The organism is Methylocystis sp. WRRC1, assembly GCF_020733155.1.
Taxonomy (GTDB): domain Bacteria; phylum Pseudomonadota; class Alphaproteobacteria; order Rhizobiales; family Beijerinckiaceae; genus Methylocystis.
Window position 1 is genome coordinate 1,354,017 of the sequence record NZ_JAJFZJ010000001.1, and the last position, 23,493, is coordinate 1,377,509.

Annotated in this window: 22 protein-coding genes and 1 tRNA gene; 12 read left to right on the forward strand and 11 right to left on the reverse strand. The window is 60.5% G+C overall.

The window, feature by feature from the left end:
- Window positions 1–140 precede the first annotated feature (140 nt).
- A complete protein-coding gene (gene mfd / locus LG047_RS06610; RefSeq protein WP_370635009.1) occupies window positions 141–3,686 on the reverse strand; it encodes a transcription-repair coupling factor in 3,546 nt (1,181 codons plus the stop codon).
- Window positions 3,683–3,985, reverse strand: a complete 303-nt coding sequence (locus LG047_RS06615; RefSeq protein WP_227966019.1) for a succinate dehydrogenase assembly factor 2 — start codon at window positions 3,983–3,985, stop codon at window positions 3,683–3,685. Before LG047_RS06615 ends, mfd begins: the two co-directional genes overlap by 4 nt.
- A 190-nt stretch (window positions 3,986–4,175) precedes the next feature.
- Between LG047_RS06615 and LG047_RS06620 the strand changes: the two genes are divergently transcribed.
- A tRNA-Asp gene (locus LG047_RS06620) sits at window positions 4,176–4,252 on the forward strand.
- Between the two features lie 594 nt (window positions 4,253–4,846).
- Here the strand turns inward: LG047_RS06620 and LG047_RS06625 are convergent.
- The 3 genes from LG047_RS06625 to LG047_RS06635 form a co-directional block, all read right to left on the reverse strand.
- Window positions 4,847–5,029, reverse strand: a complete 183-nt coding sequence (locus LG047_RS06625; protein ID WP_051134372.1) for a glycine zipper domain-containing protein — start codon at window positions 5,027–5,029, stop codon at window positions 4,847–4,849.
- Between the two features lie 111 nt (window positions 5,030–5,140).
- Window positions 5,141–5,437: a hypothetical protein gene (locus LG047_RS06630; RefSeq protein WP_227966020.1), complete on the reverse strand. Its 297-nt coding sequence runs from the start codon at window positions 5,435–5,437 to the stop codon at window positions 5,141–5,143.
- A 225-nt stretch (window positions 5,438–5,662) separates the two neighbouring features.
- Window positions 5,663–6,160, reverse strand: a complete 498-nt coding sequence (locus LG047_RS06635) for a hypothetical protein (protein WP_227966021.1) — start codon at window positions 6,158–6,160, stop codon at window positions 5,663–5,665.
- Between the two features lie 543 nt (window positions 6,161–6,703).
- Here LG047_RS06635 and LG047_RS06640 point away from each other — a divergent pair.
- The 6 genes from LG047_RS06640 (at window position 6,704) to LG047_RS06665 (ending at window position 13,204) form a co-directional block, all read left to right on the forward strand.
- Window positions 6,704–8,605, forward strand: coding sequence for a hypothetical protein (locus tag LG047_RS06640; RefSeq protein WP_227966022.1), 1,902 nt, complete (start codon window positions 6,704–6,706; stop codon window positions 8,603–8,605).
- Window positions 8,606–9,108: 503 nt separating this feature from the next.
- The gene (locus tag LG047_RS06645; RefSeq protein ID WP_227966023.1) at window positions 9,109–9,336 is read left to right on the forward strand and encodes a hypothetical protein; all 228 of its coding nucleotides are present in this window, start codon (window positions 9,109–9,111) and stop codon (window positions 9,334–9,336) included.
- A 338-nt stretch (window positions 9,337–9,674) separates the two neighbouring features.
- Window positions 9,675–9,857: a hypothetical protein gene (locus tag LG047_RS06650; protein WP_227966024.1), complete on the forward strand. Its 183-nt coding sequence runs from the start codon at window positions 9,675–9,677 to the stop codon at window positions 9,855–9,857.
- On the forward strand, window positions 9,854–10,996 hold the full coding sequence (gene nirK, locus LG047_RS06655; RefSeq protein WP_370635010.1) for a copper-containing nitrite reductase: 1,143 nt from the start codon (window positions 9,854–9,856) through the stop codon (window positions 10,994–10,996). Before LG047_RS06650 ends, nirK begins: the two co-directional genes overlap by 4 nt.
- A 21-nt stretch (window positions 10,997–11,017) precedes the next feature.
- Entirely contained in the window at window positions 11,018–11,938 is a 921-nt protein-coding gene (locus LG047_RS06660) for an SUMF1/EgtB/PvdO family nonheme iron enzyme (RefSeq protein WP_227966025.1), read from the forward strand.
- 183 nt (window positions 11,939–12,121) lie between these two features.
- On the forward strand, window positions 12,122–13,204 hold the full coding sequence (locus tag LG047_RS06665) for a transposase (protein WP_227965592.1): 1,083 nt from the start codon (window positions 12,122–12,124) through the stop codon (window positions 13,202–13,204).
- A 986-nt stretch (window positions 13,205–14,190) separates the two neighbouring features.
- Here LG047_RS06665 and LG047_RS06670 read toward each other — a convergent pair.
- The 4 genes from LG047_RS06670 to LG047_RS06685 all read right to left on the reverse strand — a co-directional run bounded on the left by LG047_RS06670 (window position 14,191) and on the right by LG047_RS06685 (window position 16,904).
- On the reverse strand, window positions 14,191–14,904 hold the full coding sequence (locus LG047_RS06670; RefSeq protein ID WP_227966026.1) for an NAD-dependent deacylase: 714 nt from the start codon (window positions 14,902–14,904) through the stop codon (window positions 14,191–14,193).
- Window positions 14,905–15,010: 106 nt separating this feature from the next.
- The gene (locus LG047_RS06675) at window positions 15,011–15,403 is read right to left on the reverse strand and encodes a DUF1622 domain-containing protein (RefSeq protein WP_227966027.1); all 393 of its coding nucleotides are present in this window, start codon (window positions 15,401–15,403) and stop codon (window positions 15,011–15,013) included.
- 97 nt (window positions 15,404–15,500) lie between these two features.
- A complete protein-coding gene (locus tag LG047_RS06680) occupies window positions 15,501–15,926 on the reverse strand; it encodes a VOC family protein (protein ID WP_227966028.1) in 426 nt (141 codons plus the stop codon).
- A 36-nt stretch (window positions 15,927–15,962) separates the two neighbouring features.
- Complete coding sequence (locus LG047_RS06685) at window positions 15,963–16,904, reverse strand: bifunctional 2-polyprenyl-6-hydroxyphenol methylase/3-demethylubiquinol 3-O-methyltransferase UbiG (protein WP_227966029.1); 942 nt, start codon at window positions 16,902–16,904, stop codon at window positions 15,963–15,965.
- Between the two features lie 400 nt (window positions 16,905–17,304).
- On the opposite strand from LG047_RS06685, the gene LG047_RS06690 reads away from it, so the two are divergent.
- Together LG047_RS06690 and LG047_RS06695 are read left to right on the forward strand one after the other, a co-directional pair.
- Window positions 17,305–18,111, forward strand: a complete 807-nt coding sequence (locus LG047_RS06690; RefSeq protein ID WP_227966030.1) for a hypothetical protein — start codon at window positions 17,305–17,307, stop codon at window positions 18,109–18,111.
- Between the two features lie 38 nt (window positions 18,112–18,149).
- Window positions 18,150–18,910 (forward strand): IS5 family transposase gene (locus tag LG047_RS06695; RefSeq protein WP_227966031.1). Its coding sequence is split into 2 segments (ribosomal slippage): window positions 18,150–18,468 and window positions 18,468–18,910, totalling 762 coding nucleotides; the frame shifts between segments, so codons are not numbered across the junction.
- 174 nt (window positions 18,911–19,084) lie between these two features.
- Here the strand turns inward: LG047_RS06695 and LG047_RS06700 are convergent.
- Window positions 19,085–19,483 carry a hypothetical protein gene (locus LG047_RS06700; RefSeq protein ID WP_227966032.1) on the reverse strand — a complete coding sequence of 133 codons (399 nt, stop codon included), beginning with the start codon at window positions 19,481–19,483 and terminating at the stop codon, window positions 19,085–19,087.
- 1 nt (window position 19,484) lies between these two features.
- Here LG047_RS06700 and LG047_RS06705 point away from each other — a divergent pair, with 1 nt between their 5' ends.
- The 3 genes from LG047_RS06705 (at window position 19,485) to LG047_RS06715 (ending at window position 22,978) form a co-directional block, all read left to right on the forward strand.
- Window positions 19,485–19,739 (forward strand): acyl carrier protein, encoded by a 255-nt coding sequence (locus LG047_RS06705; protein WP_036288988.1) that lies wholly within the window; start codon window positions 19,485–19,487, stop codon window positions 19,737–19,739.
- Window positions 19,740–19,748: 9 nt separating this feature from the next.
- On the forward strand, window positions 19,749–21,671 hold the full coding sequence (locus LG047_RS06710) for an HAD family hydrolase (protein WP_227966033.1): 1,923 nt from the start codon (window positions 19,749–19,751) through the stop codon (window positions 21,669–21,671).
- 233 nt (window positions 21,672–21,904) lie between these two features.
- Window positions 21,905–22,978, forward strand: a complete 1,074-nt coding sequence (locus tag LG047_RS06715) for a hypothetical protein (RefSeq protein ID WP_227966034.1) — start codon at window positions 21,905–21,907, stop codon at window positions 22,976–22,978.
- Between the two features lie 88 nt (window positions 22,979–23,066).
- Here LG047_RS06715 and LG047_RS06720 read toward each other — a convergent pair whose 3' ends face one another.
- The gene (locus LG047_RS06720) at window positions 23,067–23,381 is read right to left on the reverse strand and encodes a hypothetical protein (protein ID WP_227966035.1); all 315 of its coding nucleotides are present in this window, start codon (window positions 23,379–23,381) and stop codon (window positions 23,067–23,069) included.
- Between the last annotated feature and the right edge of the window lie 112 nt (window positions 23,382–23,493).

Below are 23,493 nucleotides of genomic sequence, written 5' to 3' on the forward strand. Positions count from 1 at the left end.
CACGAACGCTGGCGCGTTCAAATGTCTGGCCGCGCGCCTGACAATCCGATTCGCAGCCTGCGCGCATCGCGCGCGAAGGTCCGTAACTTTGTCACAAATCAAGCAATCTTGCGAGCCGACGAATCGTCGCGCCGCATCATTCAGGCGGCCTTGCCCTTCTCCGCAATGCCGACGAGCGCGCGCATGATACGGCGTGTTCCGGCGAGGCGCTGCTTCATCGTCTCGAATTCTCGGATGAAGACGATGCGCATGTCGGGCCGCACCTTGGCCTGAGTCCCCTGCTCCGCGACATAGCGCACCAGGCCCGCCGGATCGGCGAAATGATTGTCGCGGAAAGAGACGATGACGCCCTTCGGCCCGGCGTCGACCTTCTCGACATGCGCACGACGGCACATGGCCTTGATGGCGACGATCTCCAGAAGCTGCTCGACCTCCGGCGGGATGGGGCCGAAACGGTCGATCATTTCGGCGGCGAAAGCCTCGATGTCGTGATCCGTTTCGAGCGTCGAGAGACGACGATAAAGCTGCAGGCGCAGGGTGAGATCGGAGATGTAATCCTCTGGTATCGTGACCGGCGCGCCGATCGCGATCGTCGGCGACCAGACCTCCTCCTGCGGCTCCTCGACGCCAGCCTTCAGCAGCGTGATCGCGTCGCCGAGCATCTGCTGATAGAGCTCGTAGCCGACCTCCTTGATGTGGCCGGACTGTTCCTCGCCAAGCAGATTGCCGGCGCCGCGAATGTCGAGATCGTGGCTGGCGAGCTGGAAGCCGGCGCCGAGCGTATCGAGCGTCTGCAAGACTTCGAGACGCTTCTGCGCCTGCGGCGTGATGGCGCGATTGGCGGGCGTGGTGAAGAGCGCATAGGCGCGCGTCTTCGAGCGTCCGACGCGGCCGCGCAACTGGTAGAGCTGCGCAAGGCCGAACATGTCCGCGCGCCAGACGATCAGCGTATTGGCCGACGGAATGTCGAGCCCCGATTCGACGATGGTCGTGGAGAGAAGAATATCGAACCTGCCGTCATAGAAAGCCGACATCTTGTCTTCGAGTTCGCTCGGGCTCATCTGGCCATGCGCTATGACGAATTTCGCTTCGGCCAGATTCTCGCGCAGGAAGGCGGCGGCTTCTTCCAGATCCTCGATACGCGGGCAGACGAAGAAGGCCTGTCCGCCGCGATAGCGTTCGCGCAGCAAGGCTTCGCGCACGATCAGCGGATCAAATGGAGAAATGAAACTGCGCACCGCGAGACGATCGACCGGCGGCGTCGTGATGAGCGAGAGTTCGCGCACGCCGGTCATGGCGAGCTGCAACGTGCGCGGAATTGGCGTCGCGGAAAGCGTGAGCACATGGACTTCGGCGCGCAGCTCTTTCAGACGCTCCTTGTGCCCGACGCCGAAATGCTGCTCCTCGTCGATGATGACGAGGCCGAGATCCTTGAAATTTACGCCCTTGCCGAGAATGGCGTGGGTGCCGACGAGAATATCGACCTTGCCTTCGCCAAGCTCCTTCTTCGTCTCGCGCGCTTCGGCAGCGCCGACCATGCGCGACAGGCGGCCGATTTTTATCGGCAGGCCCGCGAAACGCTCGGAGAATGTCTTGTAATGCTGGCGCGCAAGCAGCGTCGTCGGCGCGACGACGGCGACCTGCTTGCCGTTGATCGCCGCGCAGAAAGCGGCGCGCAGCGCGACTTCCGTCTTGCCGAAGCCGACGTCGCCGCAGACCAGCCGATCCATCGGACGGCCCGAGGCGAGATCGTCGAGCACCGCCTCGATGGCGGCAAGCTGATCCTCGGTTTCGTCATAGGGGAAGCGCGCGCAAAATTCGTCGTAAAGCCCTTCCGGCGGCGCGAGCTTCGGCGCCTGGCGCAGCTGGCGCTGCGCGGCGATGGCGATGAGGCCCTTCGCCATCTCGCGGATGCGATTCTTCATCCGAGCCTTGCGCGTCTGCCAGCCGACGCCGCCGAGCCTGTCGAGCTGCGCCTCGGCGTCCTCGCCGCCGTAGCGGGTCAGAAGCTCGATGTTCTCGACCGGCAGATAGAGCTTGTCGCCGCCGGCGTAATGCAGCTCCAGACAATCATGCGGCGCGCCGGCCGCGGTGATCGTCTCGAGGCCGATGAAACGGCCGATGCCGTGATCGACATGCACCACGAGATCGCCGGCTGTGAGCGCGGCGACTTCGCCGAGAAGATTTTCGGTGGGCTTGCGCTTGCGACGGCGGCGCACGAGGCGGTCGCCGAGAATGTCCTGCTCGCCAAGAAGTACATAGGCGTCGGTCTCGAAACCATGCTCGACGCCGAGCACCGCGAGCGCGACGCCGCCCGGCCCTTGCGCAAGCGCTCCCGGAAGCGAGGAGACGGTCTTGAGATCGCGCAGGCCATGTTCCTCGAGCACATGCCCGAGACGCTCGCAGGAGCCGTCCGACCAGCCGGCGACGATGACGTTTCTGCCGGAGCCGCGCAGCGCCTGCACATGGTCGGCCGCAGCCTGAAAGACATTGACGTCGGGTTCGTTGCGCTCTGGCGCGAAATCTCGTCCCGGACGCGCGCCGCAATCGATCGCGTCGCCGCGCTCCGAGGCAAAAGGCGAGAATTGCGCGCTGGCGCGCTCGGCGAGCGCGTCGCTCCACTCCTCGCTCGTGAGATAAAGTTCACGCGGTTCGAGCGGCTTGTAATTCGAAGCGGCAGGATCGAGGTCGTGCGAGAATTTGCGCGCGTCGTAATAATCCGCGATCTGCTTGAGGCGCTCGCTCGCCGCGTCTTCGACCAAAGCGTCGAGCATCAGCGGCGCGTCGCCGAGATAGTCGAAGAGCGTGTCCATCCGCTCGTAGAACAACGGCAGCCAGTGCTCCATGCCGTGATGTCGCCGCCCCTCGCTCACCGCCTCGTAAAGCGCGTCGCCCCGCGTCTGCCCGCCGAAGCGCGCCGCGTAATTCTGGCGGAAGCGGCGCATGGTGTCGGAGGTGAGCCGCAGCTCGCTCATCGGCGTGAGATCGAGCGCGCGCAACTGCCCCGTCGCGCGCTGCGTCTCGGGGTCGAAGCTGCGGATCGATTCGAGCGTGTCGCCGAAGAAGTCGAGCCGGATCGGCGCCGGCATGCCCGGCGGGAAAAGATCGATGATGCCGCCGCGCTGGGCGTATTCGCCGGTCTCGCGCACGGTGCTGGCGCGCAGGAAGCCGTTCGCCTCCAGCCACAACGCCAGTTCGTCGAGCTTCACCACATTGCCGGGGGCGGCGGAAAAACTCTCGGCGGCGACCATTTTTCGCGGCGGCACGCGCTGCAAAAGGCAGTCGGCCGTCGTGGTCACGACGCGCGGGCGCTCCTCCGACGAGCTCGCGCGGGCGAGGCGCGAGAGCGCCGTCATCCGCCGCGCAACGACATTGGCGTGCGGCGAGACGCGGTCGTAGGGCTGGCAGTCCCAGCCGGGGATGTCCAGAATCTCGACGTCCGGATTGGCGAATCGCAGCGCCTCGCGGAAGGCGGCCGAACGGGTCGAATCACGGGCGACATGCACGAAGACCGCCGGGCGCCCCTCCGCCTCGCGGGCGAGCGCCCGGGCGAGATCGGCGCAGAGAAAGGCGTCGAAGCCCTCCGGCGCATGAGAGAAAAGCAGCTTCTCTCCCTTAGCGAGGCGCTTTTTCGCGGCCGCGAGCTCAGCCGCCCCGCTTCCTGTCTTCGCCGCGGGCGCGCTCAATGGATCGGTCCCTCATGGGTGTGAAAGGCGATGATTCGTCTAAGTAGCGCGGTGTCCCGCTCCGGCGGCGGCGTCGCGCCCGAGAGCCAGCCGAGGAGCTCGGCGTCCGGAAGGTCGAGCAGCCCCTCGAATTCGCTCAATTCCGGGTCGGAGAGCGCCGAAAGCTGCGCGTCGACGAATCCGCCCAGGAGAATGTCCAGCTCCCGCATGCCGCGGCGCCAGGCGCGAATCTTTATACGGCGGCGGCGGAGCTCGCTTTCGCTCAGCCCGCCGGCGGCGGCTGCGGGATCGTCTGTCATGCGCGCGGCTTAGCCCAGCCGGGCGGGAAAGGGAAGCGCGGGCGCGGTCCGCCGGCGCGGCGATTCCTGCGCCCGGCCGGGGGTCGCGGCGGTGGAAAATTCCTCCGGCGTGACGTCGGCTGTCGGAATCGCTTGACTTCAAAATGCCGCTGCCCTATCCCGCAGTCCTCGCGCGAACAACGCGCCGCGCGGGGGAGTAGCTCAGTTGGTTAGAGCGCCGGCCTGTCACGCCGGAGGTCGCGGGTTCGAGCCCCGTCTCTCTCGCCATATAATTCAATCGCTTCCATCATAGTCGGCGTCTTTTCAGACGATCTTGGCCGACTGATATTCTGAAATTCAGACTCTTGCTCTGCTTGCGGCCGTTCTTTCTCGCTTCATCAACTTTTCGCTCCGTCGCCAGAGCGACGGGAGCGCAGGTCTGATCAAGGAACGCGCCCGATCCGAAGTCGTTGGCGAGCTTCGTTTCGATCTACTCGGCCCACCCCTGCCCCGCCAGGCTTCTACCGCCCCCGGCGCGTCTGGAGTCCGGGAGCCTGCGCCTTTCCGCTTCCCCGAAGACGATCGTCCGCCCGCGCCGCCCCGCGAGGACGATTGAGGCGTCCATCCATATTGCGTCGGCCTGCAGCAAGTCCCATTAATCTCCCGATAGACGCGGCAAATCCTTGCGGCATGGATGCGACATGACGGAGCGCTGCAAATGCGCCGCCCGCGCCCCAAGGTCGCAGCTCTATCGCCCATCTTGACCCCGAGCCGTGATGGGAAGGACACGGAGGCCGCCGCGGAGGGAAGGGGCGGCCTTTTTGTCTGGCGTCAAGCGTCCTGCCGGCCGTGCTCGAACAGTCCTAAAGTCGGCTCAACGATTCAGGCCGCTCGCTCCAGCCATCTTGCCAGGATTGCGCCGCCGATCGCTCCGACGATGGCGCCAACAAAGGCGCCGTCAAATCTTGCAACGAGAACGCCAAGAGCCGCTCCGATCGCCGCGCCGATTCCGCTGAGGGCGAGGATAGTCGTTGTGTCGCTATCGTGGTCGTATGTTTTGGCCATTTTTCTGATGCCTTGGTGCGCTGATCAGACGTTGCGCCTGATCGTTTCATCAGCGTTATTTAGGGCGCGCTTTGGCAATTGGCCGCTGGAGCGTCAGGATCGGCGAGGGGCTCACCCCTCGTTTTCGTCGACGTCCTTCGCAGGGCGCTTTTCGGGCGGAAAATATCCACCTGGGTCGTCAATCCACAAGACCGCAATTCCCGCGCGCTCGGCATAGGCGAGCGCCTGCAGGAACGCCTCCATGACCGGCATACGCGCAGGGAAAGCGGTGGGGTCCGGATCCTGCCCGAAGACGTTGATGTTGACCGAAGCGATAACAGGTGGATCGGCGCTGGCGTCGCGGCGGACGTGGACCTCGATCACCGGGCCGTTCGGGATGGCGCTGCGATGCTCGACAATTCGGGTCATTTGCTCGCGTCCTATATCAGCCTTGCAGAAGCCCCTCTCCGGCGATGGTCATCGCCGCTCGCCCTGCCTGGAGGCGGTCCTCCTGCCATCGGGGCTATGGCGCGCTTGCCCTCGCGGGAGCGCCACACAAGCGCGACAGGGCTCGGTCAGGGCGCCGAGCGAGAACTTGCCGCGACCATCGCGCAAGCCCGTGAATCAACCGCGCAGGCAGGATGGGACGCGCAGCTATTCTCCAAGATGTCTGCCGAATTTGATATAGGCTTCGGGAACACAGGCGCGCACGCGATGAAGAACGGACTGGGCGCTCTCCCGGGTCTTGTAGGCCCCAACGGCCACGACGTCGAAGCCGGGAGCAAAGCCGCGGAATTTGTTGGAAAAGTCGTTGAATGGATCGACCCCGCAGCGGGCCGCTCGACTGCTCAGGCTTTTGATTTCCTTGTCATGCGCCGCCGAGAGATCGGGATTTGCAAACGATCCCAAAACGACCCACCAACCCTCGGGTCTCTCCACGCCTCCCGCTAGAGCCTGCGCAATGAGCGCGCTGCTGAACAGGATGGTCAGAAAGGGTTTGCTCATTCTGATATTTCCGTTTTGAGTCGCGACCCCGGCCCCCCGCCGTTCTACCCGATGAAGACGACGGCGATTAGTCTTCTGGCACCTTGCTGGCGCAAACATTCCTCTGAACTTCCGGCAATCGGCCACACAGAGCATCCAGTCGCTCATTATAGGCTCGCCTGGCGGCTCTGGACTGCTGCTCCGCGTCAGGCGTCGACTGGCATGACGCCGCCATGATGCTCATGAGGCACAGCAGAGCCAATCTCGAAATCAGTTTTCTACGACACTCGCGCATTCAGCCTTCGCCTTCTGAAGCCGCGCACCCGCTCCGCCTCCGTTCCCGGAGATGAACCCGGCGCCCCGGCTGTTTTATCGCTCAAGGCGTTATCATTCTCGCGAACGCTGGAGACTTGCCCGATGCCTTGGAAGATTGCCGCGGAACTTCTCGCCCTCGCACGCCTCATCTAATCTGATCAGACCATGGAACTCTCCGTTTTGGGTTCAACATTGATTCAAAACACGGCAGGCAAGATGTCTTCGTCGGCGCGAGGTTTTTTTGCGGCCTTTGCAGCGAAATTGTTGTGACTGTGTCTTGTTCTGACGGCTACGGTTAGCCTCCTTCACGAGCTGTCTTGAAGGAGCGACGGCTGCCTGCATCTGTGCGGTTGCAGGCGGCCTTAGTTTACGGGCAATGCATCTGGAACATTTAAAATGTTTGCGCGTTTACATCCCGTAGAAGTCTCCGGCGGGGCGGGTGAGATTTTAGAGGAAATCTTTGTTTTTGCCAGCCATGGCCGGGGCAATTTGATCGTGGAGGGGCCAACAATGACCTTTTCAGAGCGGTCGCGTGGCGCGACCGGAAAATATCTATGGCTTAGGGCGGCGGCGCTTGGCGTTGCGTCCCTGACGAGCATTCCACTTTGGGCAGGATCAACGGTTACCGCGAGAGGGGCGGAAACTCCGGAGGCCGCAGCAGCTCGAGAACGGCAAGGAACCGTAGTTTCGCCTCCCGGCGAAGGAGCGGCTTTCATGGCGGGCGCGGCGAAACGCGCGCCAAGCGCCGAGTCGGGTACGAGAGGGCATGTCACTTCGACGAACGCGAAAGGACAATCGCTTGCGCCATGGGCCGAGCCAGCCGGCGGCGACGCGCCGATGGCGTACGAGTTCCCACCCGCCGTAATCGAAAGACTGAAGAACGAAGTTTCCACCAGCTCCCGAGCTTTCAAAGCAGACGGAGAAGCAGTCTCGCAGCAAGATTCGAATGGGACGCCCAATCCCTTTGCCTTGAATCCGAAAGCGCCCGTGCTGTTGTCGAGTTTCGCGGGCACTCCTTACACCGGCTGGATCCCGCCGGATCCGCACCTCGCGGTGGGCCCGTCGGACCTTATTCTCGCGGTGAATTCGACATGGCGGATTTACAATAAATTTGGGGGACAGGTGTTCTCGCGGACGCTCGGTTCCTGGTTCGCCAACGTCCTCCCCGCCAACCAGACGGGGATCAGCGTTTTCGATCCATGGGTTATATATGACCGAGTCAGCAGTCGCTTCGTCTTGCTGGCGCTGGCGAAACGTAACAGCGACAAGTTCAGCCGATACTTGATCTCTGTCTCAGACAATAGCACCGCGAGCGGCAACTGGTGTAACTGGTCATTGAACGCGAGCGTGAACGGATCGACGAATACAAACAACTGGGCCGATTACGCCAAAGTGGGAACAACGAGCAACGCCATTGTGCTTACCTCGAACCAATTCAATTTTCCAAACCCCAATCAATCTTTCCAATACACGAAAGTCCGGTTTATTCGGAAATCCCAGATCTACAGCACATCTTGCCCGGCCGTGTCGTGGTGGGACTTCTGGAACCTGCGCAATGCTGATAACAGCACGGCCTTCACTGTCCAGCCTGCACTCAGCTATTTTGCCTCTACCACGAGCTATGGGATCAACTCTTACTCCGGCGGCGGCGCCAGGTTGACGCTCTGGCGCTTTGGCACTCCTTCCTGGCCTCCGTCGTTGGTGCGCCAATCTACACTATTCCCGCTGTCCTATACTCTTGGGCCGAATGCTGTGCAAAGAGGGTCGTCGACCCGCATAAACACTGGCGATGCTCGTCTGCTGGATGCGGTTTGGCGCGCGAGCGGATTGTGGACGACTCACACCGTCGGATGCACATTTGCGGGCGACCCGACGACTCGCTCCTGCATCCGTTGGTACAACATCAATCCTGGGACGAACGTGATTTCGCAACAGCGAAGCTTTGGCAATTCGGGCTCGTATTATTATTATCCGGCCATCACAGCCACTGCCACGGGCAACGCCACGATCGTCTTTAACCGGTCCGGATCGACTGAATATGCCGGCGCAAGGTATACCGGCAGGCGCTCGACCGATCCGCCAAATACGTTGCAGGGAAGCGCAAACTTGGCGTCAGGGCAAGGGTGTTACGTGAGACTCGATACCTCGGGCCGCAATCGGTGGGGTGACTACAACGGCATCGGACTCGATCCCACCGACGAAAGGCGGACATGGATCTATAGCGAATACGCCTCCGGCACGAGCACGACCTGCACCAATAATGTGTGGGGAACGCGATTCGGCCGCGTAACATGGTAGCGCCCTTAACCCTCTCGCTCTGAAGCGAGTCAGTTAAGACTGGGATTTGTTAGCGGCGGGGGTGCGCCAGTCTTGGCGGCCGTCCCGCCGCTTTCAATGTAGGGGAAAACGCTGATGCACGCCGGAACGCGTCCGATATTTTCAATAGCGCCCATATTAGCGAGCTTAGGCGCGTTCATTGCTATCGCGCCTGCGCAGGCGGGCTCTACGCCACCGGCAGGATGGGGTGGCGAAAACAAGGGCGTCGAACAATCGACGGATGGGGCTGGAAGGTCGCCTCCGCCCGAAATCAAGCAACAGGAAGCGCCATTGGGGAGTGAAATTCCGCTCGAGGAGCTTCAACGGCGCAAACGAGAAATGGAGCGGAGATCTCCATGAGGCGGACCAGCTCGCCCGCGCCCGCGCGGGAGCGCCGACAGCGTCGTCACCGTCGTCACTGGGCCATTTGTCGACGGCTGTGTTATACGGAAGACCGCGACCAAGACAGCACCGAGGAGGCCAGCATGAACTTGAGCAATCGCGCCAAACGGGGGATCACCTTAGCTGTAGCAGTTTTTGCCGGCCTCGCGTTCCGTTGGCTGGCTGTGCTGTTTTTGCTGCTGGCGGCGGCCTTGATCGCGTGGGGTCAGCAGCCGCAACGCACCGAGGAATTTCTTGGGCGTTTGCCATTTGGGGATTTTCTCCTCCGGGCGCTGGCGCAGTTGGATATGATCCTTTCAGCGCGGGATTAGAAAGCGCGCTGCATTCGCTGGCGCACGACGAAAGGCCCAGTCGCATGGTGGGCAGCCGAAGAGCAGCGCGACCGCCGACGGCCAATCAAACATCGACAGACCACACCTGAACCCCATCGCGCTAAAATTGACGCCGGCGTATGTTGCCGGAATCGATGATCAGCACCTTCTTATGGTCATGCGAATCTGACCGTATCCCCTGCGTTCGTTCTTGTGTTTGAAACCACGACGTCACACGACTTCAAATAAGGCATTTACGCAGTTTTAGCTTCGGCCCTTTTGTCCGAAAAAGACGGTCTCTTGTCCTTGCGACCGTTGGGTTCGCTACAGAACATCGCTTGACGCCATTTCTTTATCAGAACGCCAAATTAGCCGCACAGCGCAAGGTCGTCGCGCGGCGCTTCCATGAGGCCGCTCAGCCTCTGGCTGATGGAACCAATGTTGAGATCGGGGAGTTATCATCAATCAATTTAATCCGCGCGCCTGGCGACCGCGCATCATTTTTTGGAGTGACGCCATGAGACCTATTGCAAAGATTTTTCTGGGAATAGGCGTTCTGACATTCAACTCAACGCCGATGCACGCTGAAAATGACTCAAATCTGGCGCGCGAAAAAGTGACGCTCGTCGCTCCGCCCTTTGTTCATGCCCATGAGCAGGCGACGAAATCGAAGCCAAAGGTAGTTGAGTTTTCGCTGACGGTGATTGAGAAGCCGCTCGTTATCGACGATTCCGGAACCACCGTTCCAGGCTCTACCTTCAATGGCTCAGTCCCGGGGCCACTTATGGTTGTCCATGAAGGTGATTATGTCGAAGCGACCCTCATCAATCCTCAATCAAATAGGATGGCGCACAGTGTCGACTTTCATGCGGCGACCGGAGCGCTTGGAGGCGCTGCATTGACCCTCGTCAATCCCGGAGAACAGGTCGCGCTTCGCTGGAGAGCAACGCGCGCCGGGGTCTTTGTCTACCACTGCGCGCCGGGTGGATCGATGATCCCACTGCATGTCGTATCTGGCATGAGCGGCGCGGTCATGGTTCTGCCGCGCGACGGGCTCAAGGATGAGACCGGAAAGAGCTTGCACTATGACCGCGTCTTTTACATCGGCGAGAATGATTTCTACGTTCCCCGGGACGACAAAGGCAAATTCTTGCGCATCGACGATGCGAGCGATTTTTTCCCCAAAACACTCGAAGTCATGCACCAACTCGTTCCGAGCCATGTTGTATTCGAAGGGAAAGTCGGCGCGCTTACGGGTAAGAATGCTCTACAGGCGAATGTCGGCGAGACTGTCCTGATCATCCACTCACAAGCCAACCGCGACAGCCGACCCCACCTTATCGGCGGTCACGGCGACTATGTGTGGGAGACGGGAAAATTCCATAACCCTCCGCAAAGAGATCTTGAGACGTGGTTCATCCGCGGCGGCAGCGCAGGCGCGGCTCTCTACACATTCCGTCAGCCCGGCATCTATGCCTATTTGTCGCATAACCTCATAGAGGCCGTCGAACTAGGAGCGACTGCGCATTTCAAGGTCGAGGGCAAATGGAACGATGCTCTGATGAAGCGGGTGAGTGACCCGCATTCGATCGCCGCAGCCGAAGCTTCGAAGGAGCAACCCAAGTTACCAAATCATGTTGCTCCGAACCCGGGCCACTAACTTAGGTAAGAGGCTCAGGGGATGCTGCCGTTCAGGACAAAATTGGGACTCGGTGTGGGGGTGGCGCTTGTTTCATTCAGCCTCGCCTCCGCAACGACATTTATGTCGGCTTCCGCCAAATGGAAATCTCCCGAAACGATCGAAATCACGCCACGAATGTTCACTTATCGAATGGCTGGCGATTTCCACGCGGCAGGCCGATCTGTCGATGCAACGGCTGTGACGATACCTCGTATTTCTTCACTTCACATCATGAGGCGGCAGGTCACCGCCGAGGAATATGGCCGCTGCATCGCCGCAGGCAGATGCAAGAAAACTTCCAATGAAGAGTCACGCCCGAATCTTCCGATCACGAATGTCAGCTGGTTTGACGCGACGGATTACGCGACTTGGCTTTCGAAGGAGACTGGCCACGCGTGGCGGCTTCCGACTGACGAGGAATGGGTTTTCGCTGCCGGTTCGCGCTTCCACGACGACGCCTTGCCTACCGGCGCAACGTCTGATCCGTCCGTCCGCTGGCTTGCGCGCTACGAGAAAGAAGTCGAGCGCCAGCAATCGGATAAACGTCTGCGCCCGATCGGGAGCTTCGGCGCAAATGAATACGGCTTGCTGGACTTGTCCGGAAATGTTTGGGAGTGGACGAACACCTGCTTCATCCGGCAGTCGCTTGATGTGAATGGTCGCTTCGCAGGGATCGCGTTTTCCAGCTGCGGCGTGCGTGTGGTCGAAGGAGAACACCGAGCCTACATTACGGACTTTATCCGGGACGCAGGCAACGGCGGGTGCGCCGCAGGCAAGCCGCCCAGCAACTTGGGATTTCGTCTGGTTCGGGACGAAACTGCACCCTCGTTCATCCTGAAAATAAAAAGGCTTCTGGCCGGCGTTAGCTGCCAGCTCGGCCGAAGTGAAATCTGTCATGCTGTCGGATTGTCTGAATTTTAGCTCCTAATTCACATTGATGAAATCATGACAGGAGTGAGCTATGCTAAAAGATTGGGATGCATTTGAGAAACTACCGGAAATCGATCAAATGCTCTTGCTCGAAGCTGGACACCTCCATAAACCCCTGGGCAAAATGCGCTTGAGCTGATTCACTCATATCATGTCGCGAAGGGGATGGCGGGCATGACGAAAGAAGCTCCCGGTTTTTTCGATGTGGACGAGCGCCTGGCGGAGTTGTCGGCCAAGGGCGACGATCTGGAGCGGCTGAACGCTCTCGTCGATTTCGAATTGTTCCGCCCTTCTCTGGAGTCGGCGGTTCCGCGCGGGGATCGCTCGAAGGGCGGGCGGCCGCCATTCGATCATGTGTTCATGTTCAAGATCCTGATCCTGCAGGCCATGCATGCGCTCTCCGACGAGCGCTGCGAATATCTGATCAAGGACCGGCTGTCCTTCATGCGCTTCCTCGGCTTGGGGCTCGCCGACGCGGTTCCCGACGCCAATACGATCTGGTCGTTTCGCGAGGCGCTGAAAAAGGCCGACGCCGTCGACGCCCTGTTCGCGCGCTTCGACACGGCGCTGCGCGAAGCGGGCTTTCTGGCGATGAGCGGACAGATTGTCGATGCGACGATCGTCGCCGCGCCCAGGCAGCGCAATACGCTTGAAGAAAAGAAGGCGATCCGGGACGGCCGCATTCCGAATGGCTGGACGGACAAGCCGAAGAAGCTCGCGCAGAAAGATCGCGACGCGCGCTGGACGGTGAAATACAGCAAGGCCAAGCCGCGCGAGGATGGCTCGCTTCCGCCGGTCGATCTGGCCATTGCGGCGTTCGGCTACAAGAATCACGTGTCGATCGACCGCGGCTTCGGCCTCATCCGCAAATGGACGGCGACCCACGCCGCCGCGCATGACGGCGCGCGGCTCGAAGACGTTCTGGACCGGACCAACACGGCGAGCGACGTCTGGGCGGATACGGCCTATCGCTCGGCGAAGAACGAGGCCATGCTGACACGGCGCGGCTTCGTCTCGCGCATCCACAGGAAGAAGCCGCAGGGCCGGCCGATGCCGGAACGCGTGCGGATCGCCAATGCGCAGAAGTCGAAGGTGCGCAGCGCAGTCGAGCATGTGTTCGCCTTGCAAAAGGGACCGATGGCCCTCTTTGTCCGCACGATCGGCATCGGAAGGGCCAGGGTCAAGATCGGCCTCGCCAATCTCGCCTACAACATGCGCCGCTTCGTCTTCCTGAAGGGAAAATACGCAACGGCCTGAGGCCGGGAGCCGACAGTAAGGCTGCCGCAGCCGCCTGAGGCCAAGATATCAGCCAGCCCAATCCGCGCTCGCGAGACGGTCGCCGGTATGCGACGACCTCCACCAGCCAAAATCGCGGTTTATGGAGGTCTCCAGCTTTGATGAGCACCGCATTGATGATGACGCACCTTGGCGAGTGGTGGATAGCAGAGCGTCTCGTGGCGGATCCTCGGTGCCGTCAGTGGGCGCACGGCGTGGCAATCAACCAGCGAATGAACCAAAAGCCCCGCCTTGGATACGACCTCCTGCTGAACGCGATTGCGGAGCAAACGGGACGAGAAGGACACTGCGGCAATTAAATTGCTAATGCCTATTGCCCCCAAAGGCGAATTCTCGAGGACTGCGAGCTTCGCTCGACGCAGCGTCCAAAAACATTGGAAGCAATCAACTTCTGCTTTTCCCATGCCTTCAACAGCTCGAATGCCGGAACGCGGGGAGGTTTCCATGCACAAAGCGATTGGCCTTGCCTTGCTTCTTATCGGCGTCACTGGTGGCGTTTTTCAGCGCCCATTCCTACGGCCACTCGCAGGAGATGACACCGCTGGTCGCTAAACTCCTCACCTGCCTATTGATAGCCCTCATATGCGAAAGCTCTCATCAGTGAAGAAAAACGCGCTCGATCCGTTCCTCGCCGAAAAAGTGATTGAAGAGACTTATAGCTAACCACGCCTGTCCCGACACGGCGGGCGGGATTCGCCCAGAGGACGCCCCCGCGCGTGAAGCCGACGCCTCCCTGCCGCCCGCGCAAGGCGGAGCGATGTCTACGGCATGAGCGAAGGAACATTCCTGAGGCCGCCAGCTCGATTGGCCCGACATCGGGCTACGGTCCGCGCGCCGCCCCCTCTGCAGCGATGTGGAGCCGATGGCCGTAAGAGCGTCAGGGAATTTCGATGGATCAGGCGGCCAGGCCCGGCAAGCTTTTCAGCGGCGGCGACCGGCTTCGCCATTCAACAGTCTGCGACGAAAATCTCGTCCACCCATGCGGGAACGGCTTCACTGGCCGGCCCATACCGCCGTTCGTCGAACTGGTCAGCGTTATCCGACGGCTCCAGATTGATCTCGCAGGTCCGAATCCCACGTTGTCGCGCCTGCGACACAAAGCCGGCGGCCGGATAGACGGAGCCTGACGTGCCGATGGCGACGAAGAGATCGGCGTCGTTCAAAGCGCCGTAAATTTCATCGAGATGAAGCGGAACTTCGCCAAACCAGACGACATGCGGCCGAAGTCCGCCTTTCTTCCCGCAACGCGGGCACGGATCATCGACGCCGAGGTCATCTTTCCAAAGAGACGTTTCGCCGCAGTTCACGCAACGCGCCTTCAATAATTCCCCATGCATGTGCAGCACGCGCGCGGCGCCGGCCCTTTCATGCAAATCGTCGATATTCTGCGTGACGAGCGTCAAATTTCCACCCCGCTCCGCCAGCCCGGTCTCGAGCCGCGCGATCGCGATATGCGCGGAGTTGGGTTCGGAGGCGAGCAGGTTGCGCCGGCGGGCGTTGTAGAAAGCGTGAACCTCGCCGGGATCACGTCGAAACGCTTCAGGAGTCGCGAGTTTCATCGGATCGAAACGCGCCCAGAGGCCCGTTCCATCCTTGTCGCGAAATGTGCCGAGACCACTCTCGGCCGAGACGCCGGCGCCGGTTATGACGAAAATTTTCATGTGCATGGCCCGGCCTGACAGCGATGCCCGATGCAGGAGCGAGCGAGCACGGATCGACCGCCGCCCGTCGTTTCATCAGGCGCGGATCGCGGCGCGTCCCGCATTTTCACGATTGCCCGGGGTCGTGTCTGGATTGCGTCTTGTCGTCGAGGCTTGCAGCGAGCCATGGCCAACGTCCTTCGAGTTCGACCTCCATCGCCCAACTCATCGCCGTTCGGATTATAACGATCAGGGCAAGGACAAGGACGTCAACGAGCCCCGGATGCTCCACGGAGACGGTTCGGATGATATCCCCGCCAACCAGCAACTCCAGACCAAGCAAGATCGAACGGCCGACATTCTTCCGGTAGAGCCGGAACGACGTTGCGGGCTCCTTCAGGCCCATAACAAAGACGATTGTGGAGACGAGAGCGCCAAGAAGAATGACCGCCACGCCGGCCATGTCCATGACGAGGCCGGCCGTATTGATCAGATCACGGATGAATGGCGTATAAATCATTTTCTCTCGCCAAGCGTTGCCATTCGCCAGTCCAGCCGCGCCTTCGAGACGTCACGGCGCCCCGCGGGTCGGGACGCCGTCGTTGGTCGACAAGGCCTTACCCGGCAGGATTCTCATTGATAATTTCAATAAGTCCTACACCGGAAATCAAATAAAATGAAACCGGCTTCTCATCGAAAAGGATGGCAGGCTTTTCCGGCGCGACGCAAATGCAATCCAGATTCGCCTCCGCGATCCGCGCCAGAGTGTTTTGCAGATCGTTGGTGACGTAGCACAAGTGATAGACGATCCCGCTGCCGTGCCGGGCGACCATCTTGTCGATCGGGCCCGGGAGCCCGCCGGAGTAAATGATTTCGACCTGGGGCATCGTGTCGTGCTCGCCCATGCACAAATTGACATTCTGCTCGGGATCGAAGATCGGCTCGCCGATGCGATAGCCAAGCCCTGACAAAAGGGCGCGCGCATGTTCCGGCCGCTTAACCGCCAGGCCGAAATGATGGAAGGTGAGCCCGAACTGGTTCATCGCTGCGACGCCTGTGTCCGTCATGATTCGTTTGCCTCAGGCGACGCCAATCACGCCGACAGAAATCGTGGCGTTTCGCTTGCGGGCAACCGCTTCCGAATAGCCGGCGGCCGGCGCGATGCAGGTGGTTTCGATTCCAAATCCCGCCTGCCGAACCAGATCGACCACTTCTTCGGGCGTCCGCAGCAGATAAATGTGATCGATCGCCGGCGCATTGATCGGCACATTGACGAAAATTCGGCCCCCGGGCGCCATGACCTTCTTCAACGCCACGAGCGCCTCCACCGGCCGCTCGAGATGCTCGCAAACCTCGCTGATGACCACACTGTCGAATTGCTCAGACACGTCGCCGAGAGCAAAGACGTTTTGCTCTTGCAGCCTTGTCGGCGTCGTCACGCCGAGACGTTTCAGGCATTTTGCCGTGTGCTGAAGGCTCGTCTCGCTGACGTCCCAGCCAGTCAATTCGCGGAAACGGCCTTCCCGGGCCGCGAGCGCCAGCAGCAATCCGTGGCCGGGCCCGATTTCGAGATGCCGGCCGTCGCGGCGCGCATTCGCAAGGAATGCGTCGATATAGAAATTAAGCATCAGCGCATGGTTGCTCCACAACACCTGCGACAGGAGCAGACCATCCATATATTTCGCCATCACCTCGTCATTGGAATAAACGGTCGCGAACGCCTCTGCGAAAGAACTGAGTTGATAATGCCCGCTGCGCAGAAACTCGAGTTCCTCGGCGCGGACCATGTCGCACATCCAGCGATAGCCCCTGACGTAAGCCTCCAGGCCGCCATCGGCGAGCTTCTCGATCATTTCAGCGACATGTTCGCTTTGCTGCAGGACGCGAGGACTGCGAACCCGCAAACTCGTATTGAGCAGCTTCTCGTGCTCCGGCCATGACGCAACGACGGTGGAGATGACGCGGCCGAGCGCCGTGTTTGGATCCAGTTGGGACGCGACCGGACCATCGACAATCGTCATTGAGTTTTCCTTTGCAAATATCCGGTCATTTTGCCTGCTTGCCTGCCAAGGTCAAGGTAAGACGCAGATTTTGTCGCCCTCTCATCTGGGACGACGGTCGCGCGCCTTCCAGACGCCGCATCACAACTTTCGATTGCATGTCGCCGTCACAATCGCGCGCGACTGCGTGTCGACGTCGGAGATTTATTTAGTGGAATCCAAAACGAAGAAACGATGGCAGGCGGCGAATGACGCGACTAACATCTCGATTTTTGGTGGTCAGACCCATACGAATCATCAACGGCGACGCGCCCGCGAGCGATGCGGCGCTGGTTGACGATCCGACGACGACTTGCGCACCGTGACAAAATAAAATAATAGTCAAGCTTATGTTACGAAATTTTGTTCGAGGCGATGAATTATGCCGGCGCTCCCAGACGCTGTGGCGCTCCCGTCGAGCTTCGCCCAACTTCATTTGACATTGATCCGACATTTGTCGAACGAGAATCTCGAAGCGGCTGGAGACCTGTTTGCCCACCTCGTTGAAATTCCAGTCTGGATGGAATTCGGGCTGGACAGGCTCAGCGCGCTGATCAAAAAAGACGGAAGGCGCGCCTCCTCCGACGCCTTCCTGCGCATGCTCCTCCTTCGCGAGGACATAACTTTCGGTCATCTGAAAATTATCGCAAGGCTGCTGGATTTCGGAGACCACCTCGGCCAGCGAGACAGGATTCTCGGTCATATATCGGCGCGGGAGGCGCAAGGCCGCCTGCCGCCGCCGCGCTTTTCAAATTTCGATCTGATGACGAGGTTCAATTACGTCGGGCAGGAAAATTTGCAGTTGCTCACGCGGCTCAAGTATCTGGGCCATGAGGATATCAACTTTCGCAACCTTCTTAATACCTCGAAGATCCTCGCAGGTCGCGCGGAAATGCCGCCCAATTTGGCGAACCGCCTGCTCGCGGTCAATCGCCTCCATGAAATACCACGCGACCGATGGATGCGCGATCTGGAAGAGGCTTTCGCTCTCGATCACATTATGGCGGACCGGTGGGGCGACATGTTCCCCGAGGCCGACATCCGAGCGCTATTTGCATTGCTGGATGTTAAAACATTGCGTCGCGGCTTTCGACAATTCAGTCCCTCCAGAGGAACTCTGGTCGTCTTCTTTCATGGCGGTTTCGTGAATTTGCTGAGCCTAGGCTCAGGACCTATTAAATTTGGCTGAGCCGTGATTCACAAGGGTTTCTGATTCGGGAGCCCTCGATGAGCGGATTGTTTTTGCTGAGCGCGCGTCAGATGGCGCGGATATCGCCGTTCTTTCCTCTGGCGCATGGCGTCCCACGTGTTGACGACCGGCGGGTGGTGAGCGGCATTGTCTATGTCATCAAGAATGGCCTGCAATGGAAGGACGCACCCAAAGGCTATGGGCCGCACAAGACGCTCTATAACCGCTTCATCCGCTGGAGCCGGCTTGGCGTCTTTGACCGTATCTTCGCGGCGCTCGCCGCCGAGGGGCCAAAGCCCGAGCAGATCATGATCGACTCGACCCATCTGAAGGCGCATCGCACAGCGGCAAGCCTCTTAAAAAAGGGGTTCTTTCCCGTTGTATCGGACGCACGAAAGGTGGGTTGAACTCCAAGCTCCATGTCGTCTGCGACAGCGGCGGCAAGCCGCTTGCGATGCTTCTAACTGAAGGGCAGATGAGCGACCACAAAGGCGCGCGGATGATGCTCAAAGCTTTCCCGCCTGCATCGGCGCTAATCGCCGACAAAGGTTATGATAGCGATTGGTTCCGGGAAGAGCTGCGGGCGCGTGGGACCGAGCCTTGTATTCCGCCAACCAGAAGCCGCAAGTCCCCTCTCGATTACGACAAGGTGCTCTACCGGCAGCGCCACAAAATCGAGAACCTCTTCGCCAAACTCAAGGATTGGCGACGCATCTCAACCCGCTACGACAGATGCGCCCATACCTTCTTCTCGGCAATCTGCATCGCTGCAGCCGTAGCCTTCTACCTCAATCAATGAGTCCTGACCCTAGCCTTTGTCTGCGGCACTGGAGCGAAAGGCCGCATTTTCTCGGTCAAATCGGCGGAAGACCACTTCAACGTAAAAGATCCCCGAACGGCTTTATATCAGGGCGTGAGGGCGATCGAGGATGGTTATTCGATCTTCATGGCGCCTGATGGTCTCGCCGGAAAGCTAAACGCCAAAATCAATGTCCTCGGACTTGAAGTGCCAATGGCGGAAGGCGCGCCATTCATCGCCTATGAAACCCGTTGCGAAACGATCTGGATTGCGGCCGAACGCCATGGCGACAGATTCTTTCCCCATTTCGTGTCCGGCCCCGTCCGGCGCGACGGGGAAAAGTATCGAGCGTTTCGGGAACGCTGGTTCGCCTTTTATGAGGACCAGATCACTCGCTTGCTGACGGGCCCGCCGCGCAATCTCCCCTTGAGATCGCAATGGGCGCGTTTGTTTTCCGACAGCTTCGACCCCCACCAGCGCATTTGACGGCAGACAGGGCCGCCTTTTTCTCCTGCCGGCGTCACAAACAGGGAAATACGGCGACAGATATTCGAAAACTTGCATGAGGAACAAGATGTCAAATCCAGACATGCTCGAAGAAATCAGGACTGTGATCGTCGATGTTCTCGATCTCGAGAACGCTGGCGAGATTACGGAAGCAACGACAGCGGACGAAGTCGAGGGCTGGGACAGTCTGCAACACGTCCGGATCCTCACCGCCCTCGAGCGCAAATTTCAGTTCCGCTTTTCCGACGAGGAGATCGAGGGGCTCAAGAACGTCGGCGATCTCGTGGCCGCCGTCGCGCGGCGCGCGCAAGCGGCGGGTTAGGAGCAGGACATGTGGACAGGACTCGGCTGGCTGCCGTCGTCGCCTGCGGATTTTCGCGATTGCGTTCGCGGGATCAGGCGCGACGCCGCGGAGGGCGTCGATCCGGAGAGTCTGTGGCTGCGCGCGAAGGCGCTGGGGAATTGCGCGCTGGACGAAGTCCAGCTCGCCCAGCTCGCGCGCGTCGTCGACGATCTGCCCGAGGGCGGCAATGTCGCCAGACAGCTCAAATTGGGCCTGATCGGCGACGGCACTCTTTCCCTGCTCGGACCGGCGATCACCGCTTCGGCGACGCGCCGTGACCTGCGGATACGCGTGATCCAAGGCGACTACGGCAGGGCCGTCGACGACGCGGTGAATCCGGACAGTCCGCTTCGCCGGATGGGGCTGGACGCGGTTCTCGTCGCCTGCGACCGTCGCGGGCTGGGACTGGACAGGGCGGCCTTCTCACCGGAGGAATCGCAACAGATTGCCGAGATGGCGCTCGGCGTCGTCCGTTCCATCTGCGCCGGCCTTCAACAGTTCGTGAAGGGCGCAATACTCGTGCAGACGATCGTGCCGCCGATGGAGCCTTTGTTCGGCAGTTTCGACCGGCGCTATTCCGGCGCCCCGCTGACGCAGGTCGACGCGTTCAACAGCGGGCTGGCGCAACTCGCCGCCGAAAATGGTTTCGTCATCGTCGACGTGGCGCGGCTTGCCGGTTCGATCGGGCTGGAGCGCTGGGACGACCCGCAGCAGTGGCACGCGACCAAGCTTCCCTTCTCCGCCGACGTCATCCCGCCATACGCCGAGCTCGTCGCGCGGACGCTGGGAGCCGTTTATGGCAAATCGCGCAAATGCCTCGTCCTCGACCTCGACAACACGCTGTGGGGCGGCGTGATCGGTGACGACGGCGTCGCCGGAATCAGGCTCGGACAAGGCTCCGCAGCGGGCGAAGCGTTCCTCTCCATCCAGAAAATGGCGCTCGAACTGCGAAATCGCGGCGTCATCCTCGCCGTCAGCTCGAAGAACGAAGACGCCGCCGCGCGCCTGCCCTTCCGGGAGCATTCGGAAATGGTCCTGAAGGAGGACCATATCGCCGTGTTCCAGGCGAACTGGCTCGACAAGGCCGCCAATCTGAAGGTCATCGCCGAGACGTTGAACATAGGTCTCGACGCGCTCGTGTTCCTCGACGACAACCCGGCGGAACGCGCGCAGGTGCGCGCCGAGCTGCCGATGGTCGCCGTGCCGGAGCTGCCGTCTTATCCCGCGCTCTATCCGCGCGCCCTCATGGCCGCTGGCTACTTCGAGGCCGTCGCCTTCGGCGATGAGGACCGAAAGCGAGCCGACGATTACCAGGCCAACGCGGCGCGCGCGTCATTGCAGGCGGTCGCCAGCGATATGGAGGCCTATCTGCGGTCGCTCGGAATGAAATGCGCCATTCAGCGCTTCAACGCCGAAGGCTGCGCCAGAATCGCCCAACTGATCAACAAGTCGAACCAGTTCAACCTCACCACCCGGCGCTATACGGAACTGGAGGTCGGCCGAATGGCGGCCGATCCGCGCAAGCATACGATGCAGGTGCGCCTTGCGGATCGCTTCGGCGACAACGGGATGATCAGCGTCGTGATCGCCGATATCGGCGACGAAAAATGGACGATAGACACCTGGCTCATGAGTTGCAGGGTTTTGGGGCGGCGCGTCGAAGAGGCGGTCTTGCGGCATCTGGTCGCCGCGGCTCGGGCGGCCGGCGCAAAAACGCTGGTGGGGCGCTATATTCCGAGCGCGAAAAACCAGATGGTCCGCGACCATTACGGCAAGCTCGGTTTCAGCGAAATCATCGGGGACGAGCCGGGCTCGACCTGGGTCTTGAAGCTCGACGACTATGTCGCGCCGCACCTACCGATGGACATCGACGAGGACTTGGGATCAATCTCGCACATTGTTGCCGCGTGAGCGTCGGCGTCGAGCGCCGGCCGCGCGCCCCCTGCGTAAGCGCCGGAGAAAGTTGAGCGCCCTCGATGAAACCGCGTCACACCGCTCACAGGATCGGCTATCGCGCGTCCTGCGCCACGAGGCGGCGACGATCGATCTGGCTCCTCGCCTTGCCGGCGCTTTTATTATCGGAGTGTTTTTCCCTCTCTTCAGCCAGCGCAGAGAAGCGAGGCGAGGCGGGCCTTTATGTGTATATGAACCATCCCTCGCTCAAGAATTTCGACGAGATGTACGACGCCGCTCTGGCGGCCGATTATATCGATGGCGCCGCCATCTCGATCGAGTGGAATCTGGTGGAGCCGACCCCCCATGTCTATGACTGGTCGCATCTCGACAAATGGGTCGAGAAGGCCATCCTGCTGAACAAGAAATTGTCGTTGGGAATCATTTCCGGCCATTTTGCGCCGGAGTGGCTCTATGATCCGCAGATTGGCGTGCCGAGGAACAATTTCAATTACAACAGAAATCCGCGGGGCGTCTTTTGCTCGGTCCTCGCGCAGCCGTCGCCCTGGCATCCCGCCTATCTGCGCGAATATGGCGCGATGATTACTGCGCTTTCCGGGCACTTGCGCGACATGCAGGTCGCCGGCCGGCCGCGCGGGGCTGTCTATGATGCGGTCAGGATCGTCAAGCTCAGCGGCATCAATGTCACCACGGAGGAATTGCGAGTCGCGGCGAACAAGCCCGACGACGGTCCCTGCAAACAGTCCGATGCGACGGCGATCTGGGCTGACGCCGGCTTTACGCCAAACAGGATCCTCTCGGCGTGGATGAAAATTGCGACCGACACGGCGCAGGCGTTTCCTGACAAGACCCTGGCGATGGACATCATCCACCGCGGCGCCTTTCCTTCCATCGACGACAATGGACAGATCTATACGCCGTCGCATGACGCGCCGGACGACCTGACAGTCATGATACTGCACGCCGCGGTTCCGATGTTCCGGGATCGCCTGATGGTGAAATGGAACGCGCTCTGGCAGGCCAAGGCGCCTCAGGAAGTGCTCGACGCCGGCCACAAGGGCGCGCAAATCGGATGGCAAATGAATGGCTTCATGGGTGTTCGGGAGGGCAGCGGCTGCATCTACAAGCCCTTCGTCGCCCGCACATGCGAAACCATCGATGATTTCAGGGCGATACTGGACAACGGAATTGCCAAGGGCGGTAATTATATCGAGATTCAGGCGCCTAACGTAAACCCGCACTATGCGCCCGCCTTCGAGAGCACGCATCGACGTATGAAGGAGGCGCTGACGCCGGGGCGCTAGAACGCCTTCATGAAAAGCCTGCGCCGCTCACCATCCGAAAGCGACAAAAGCTCACCCCCGCCGCGCCGGGGGATGAAGTCGGCATCGATCACCGGCGCGCCATTGGCGGCTCTGCCAGAATCCGTTTCGACGGCTTCGCCTTCAGAGCTTCATTCAGGGCGTTCGCGGCTGCTTCCGCGAAAACGCGCGGGCCGAGCGGCAAATCGCAATTGGCGTCTCCGACACGCCAGGCATTCGTGAGGCCATCCGGTCCGGCTACATACCAGTAGCTCCAGTTTTCGTTCCCCTCGGCCGCCGAGCGGGCGACATAGGGGCCGTCGCAGCAGGCTGTAACGAAGACGCCATGAACCTCGACAAAGGGAGTCCATCCGTATAAGTGCTTATTTTTGCTATTGTAATTCATTTGCGCAATCTGAGATTTCGTTCACCGCTTGTCAACATCGCAGCTTTTGTGATTATCCGACATCTCCATGAACAAATTCTATGGATTGCGCGCCGGGCTCTAGATCTTCGAG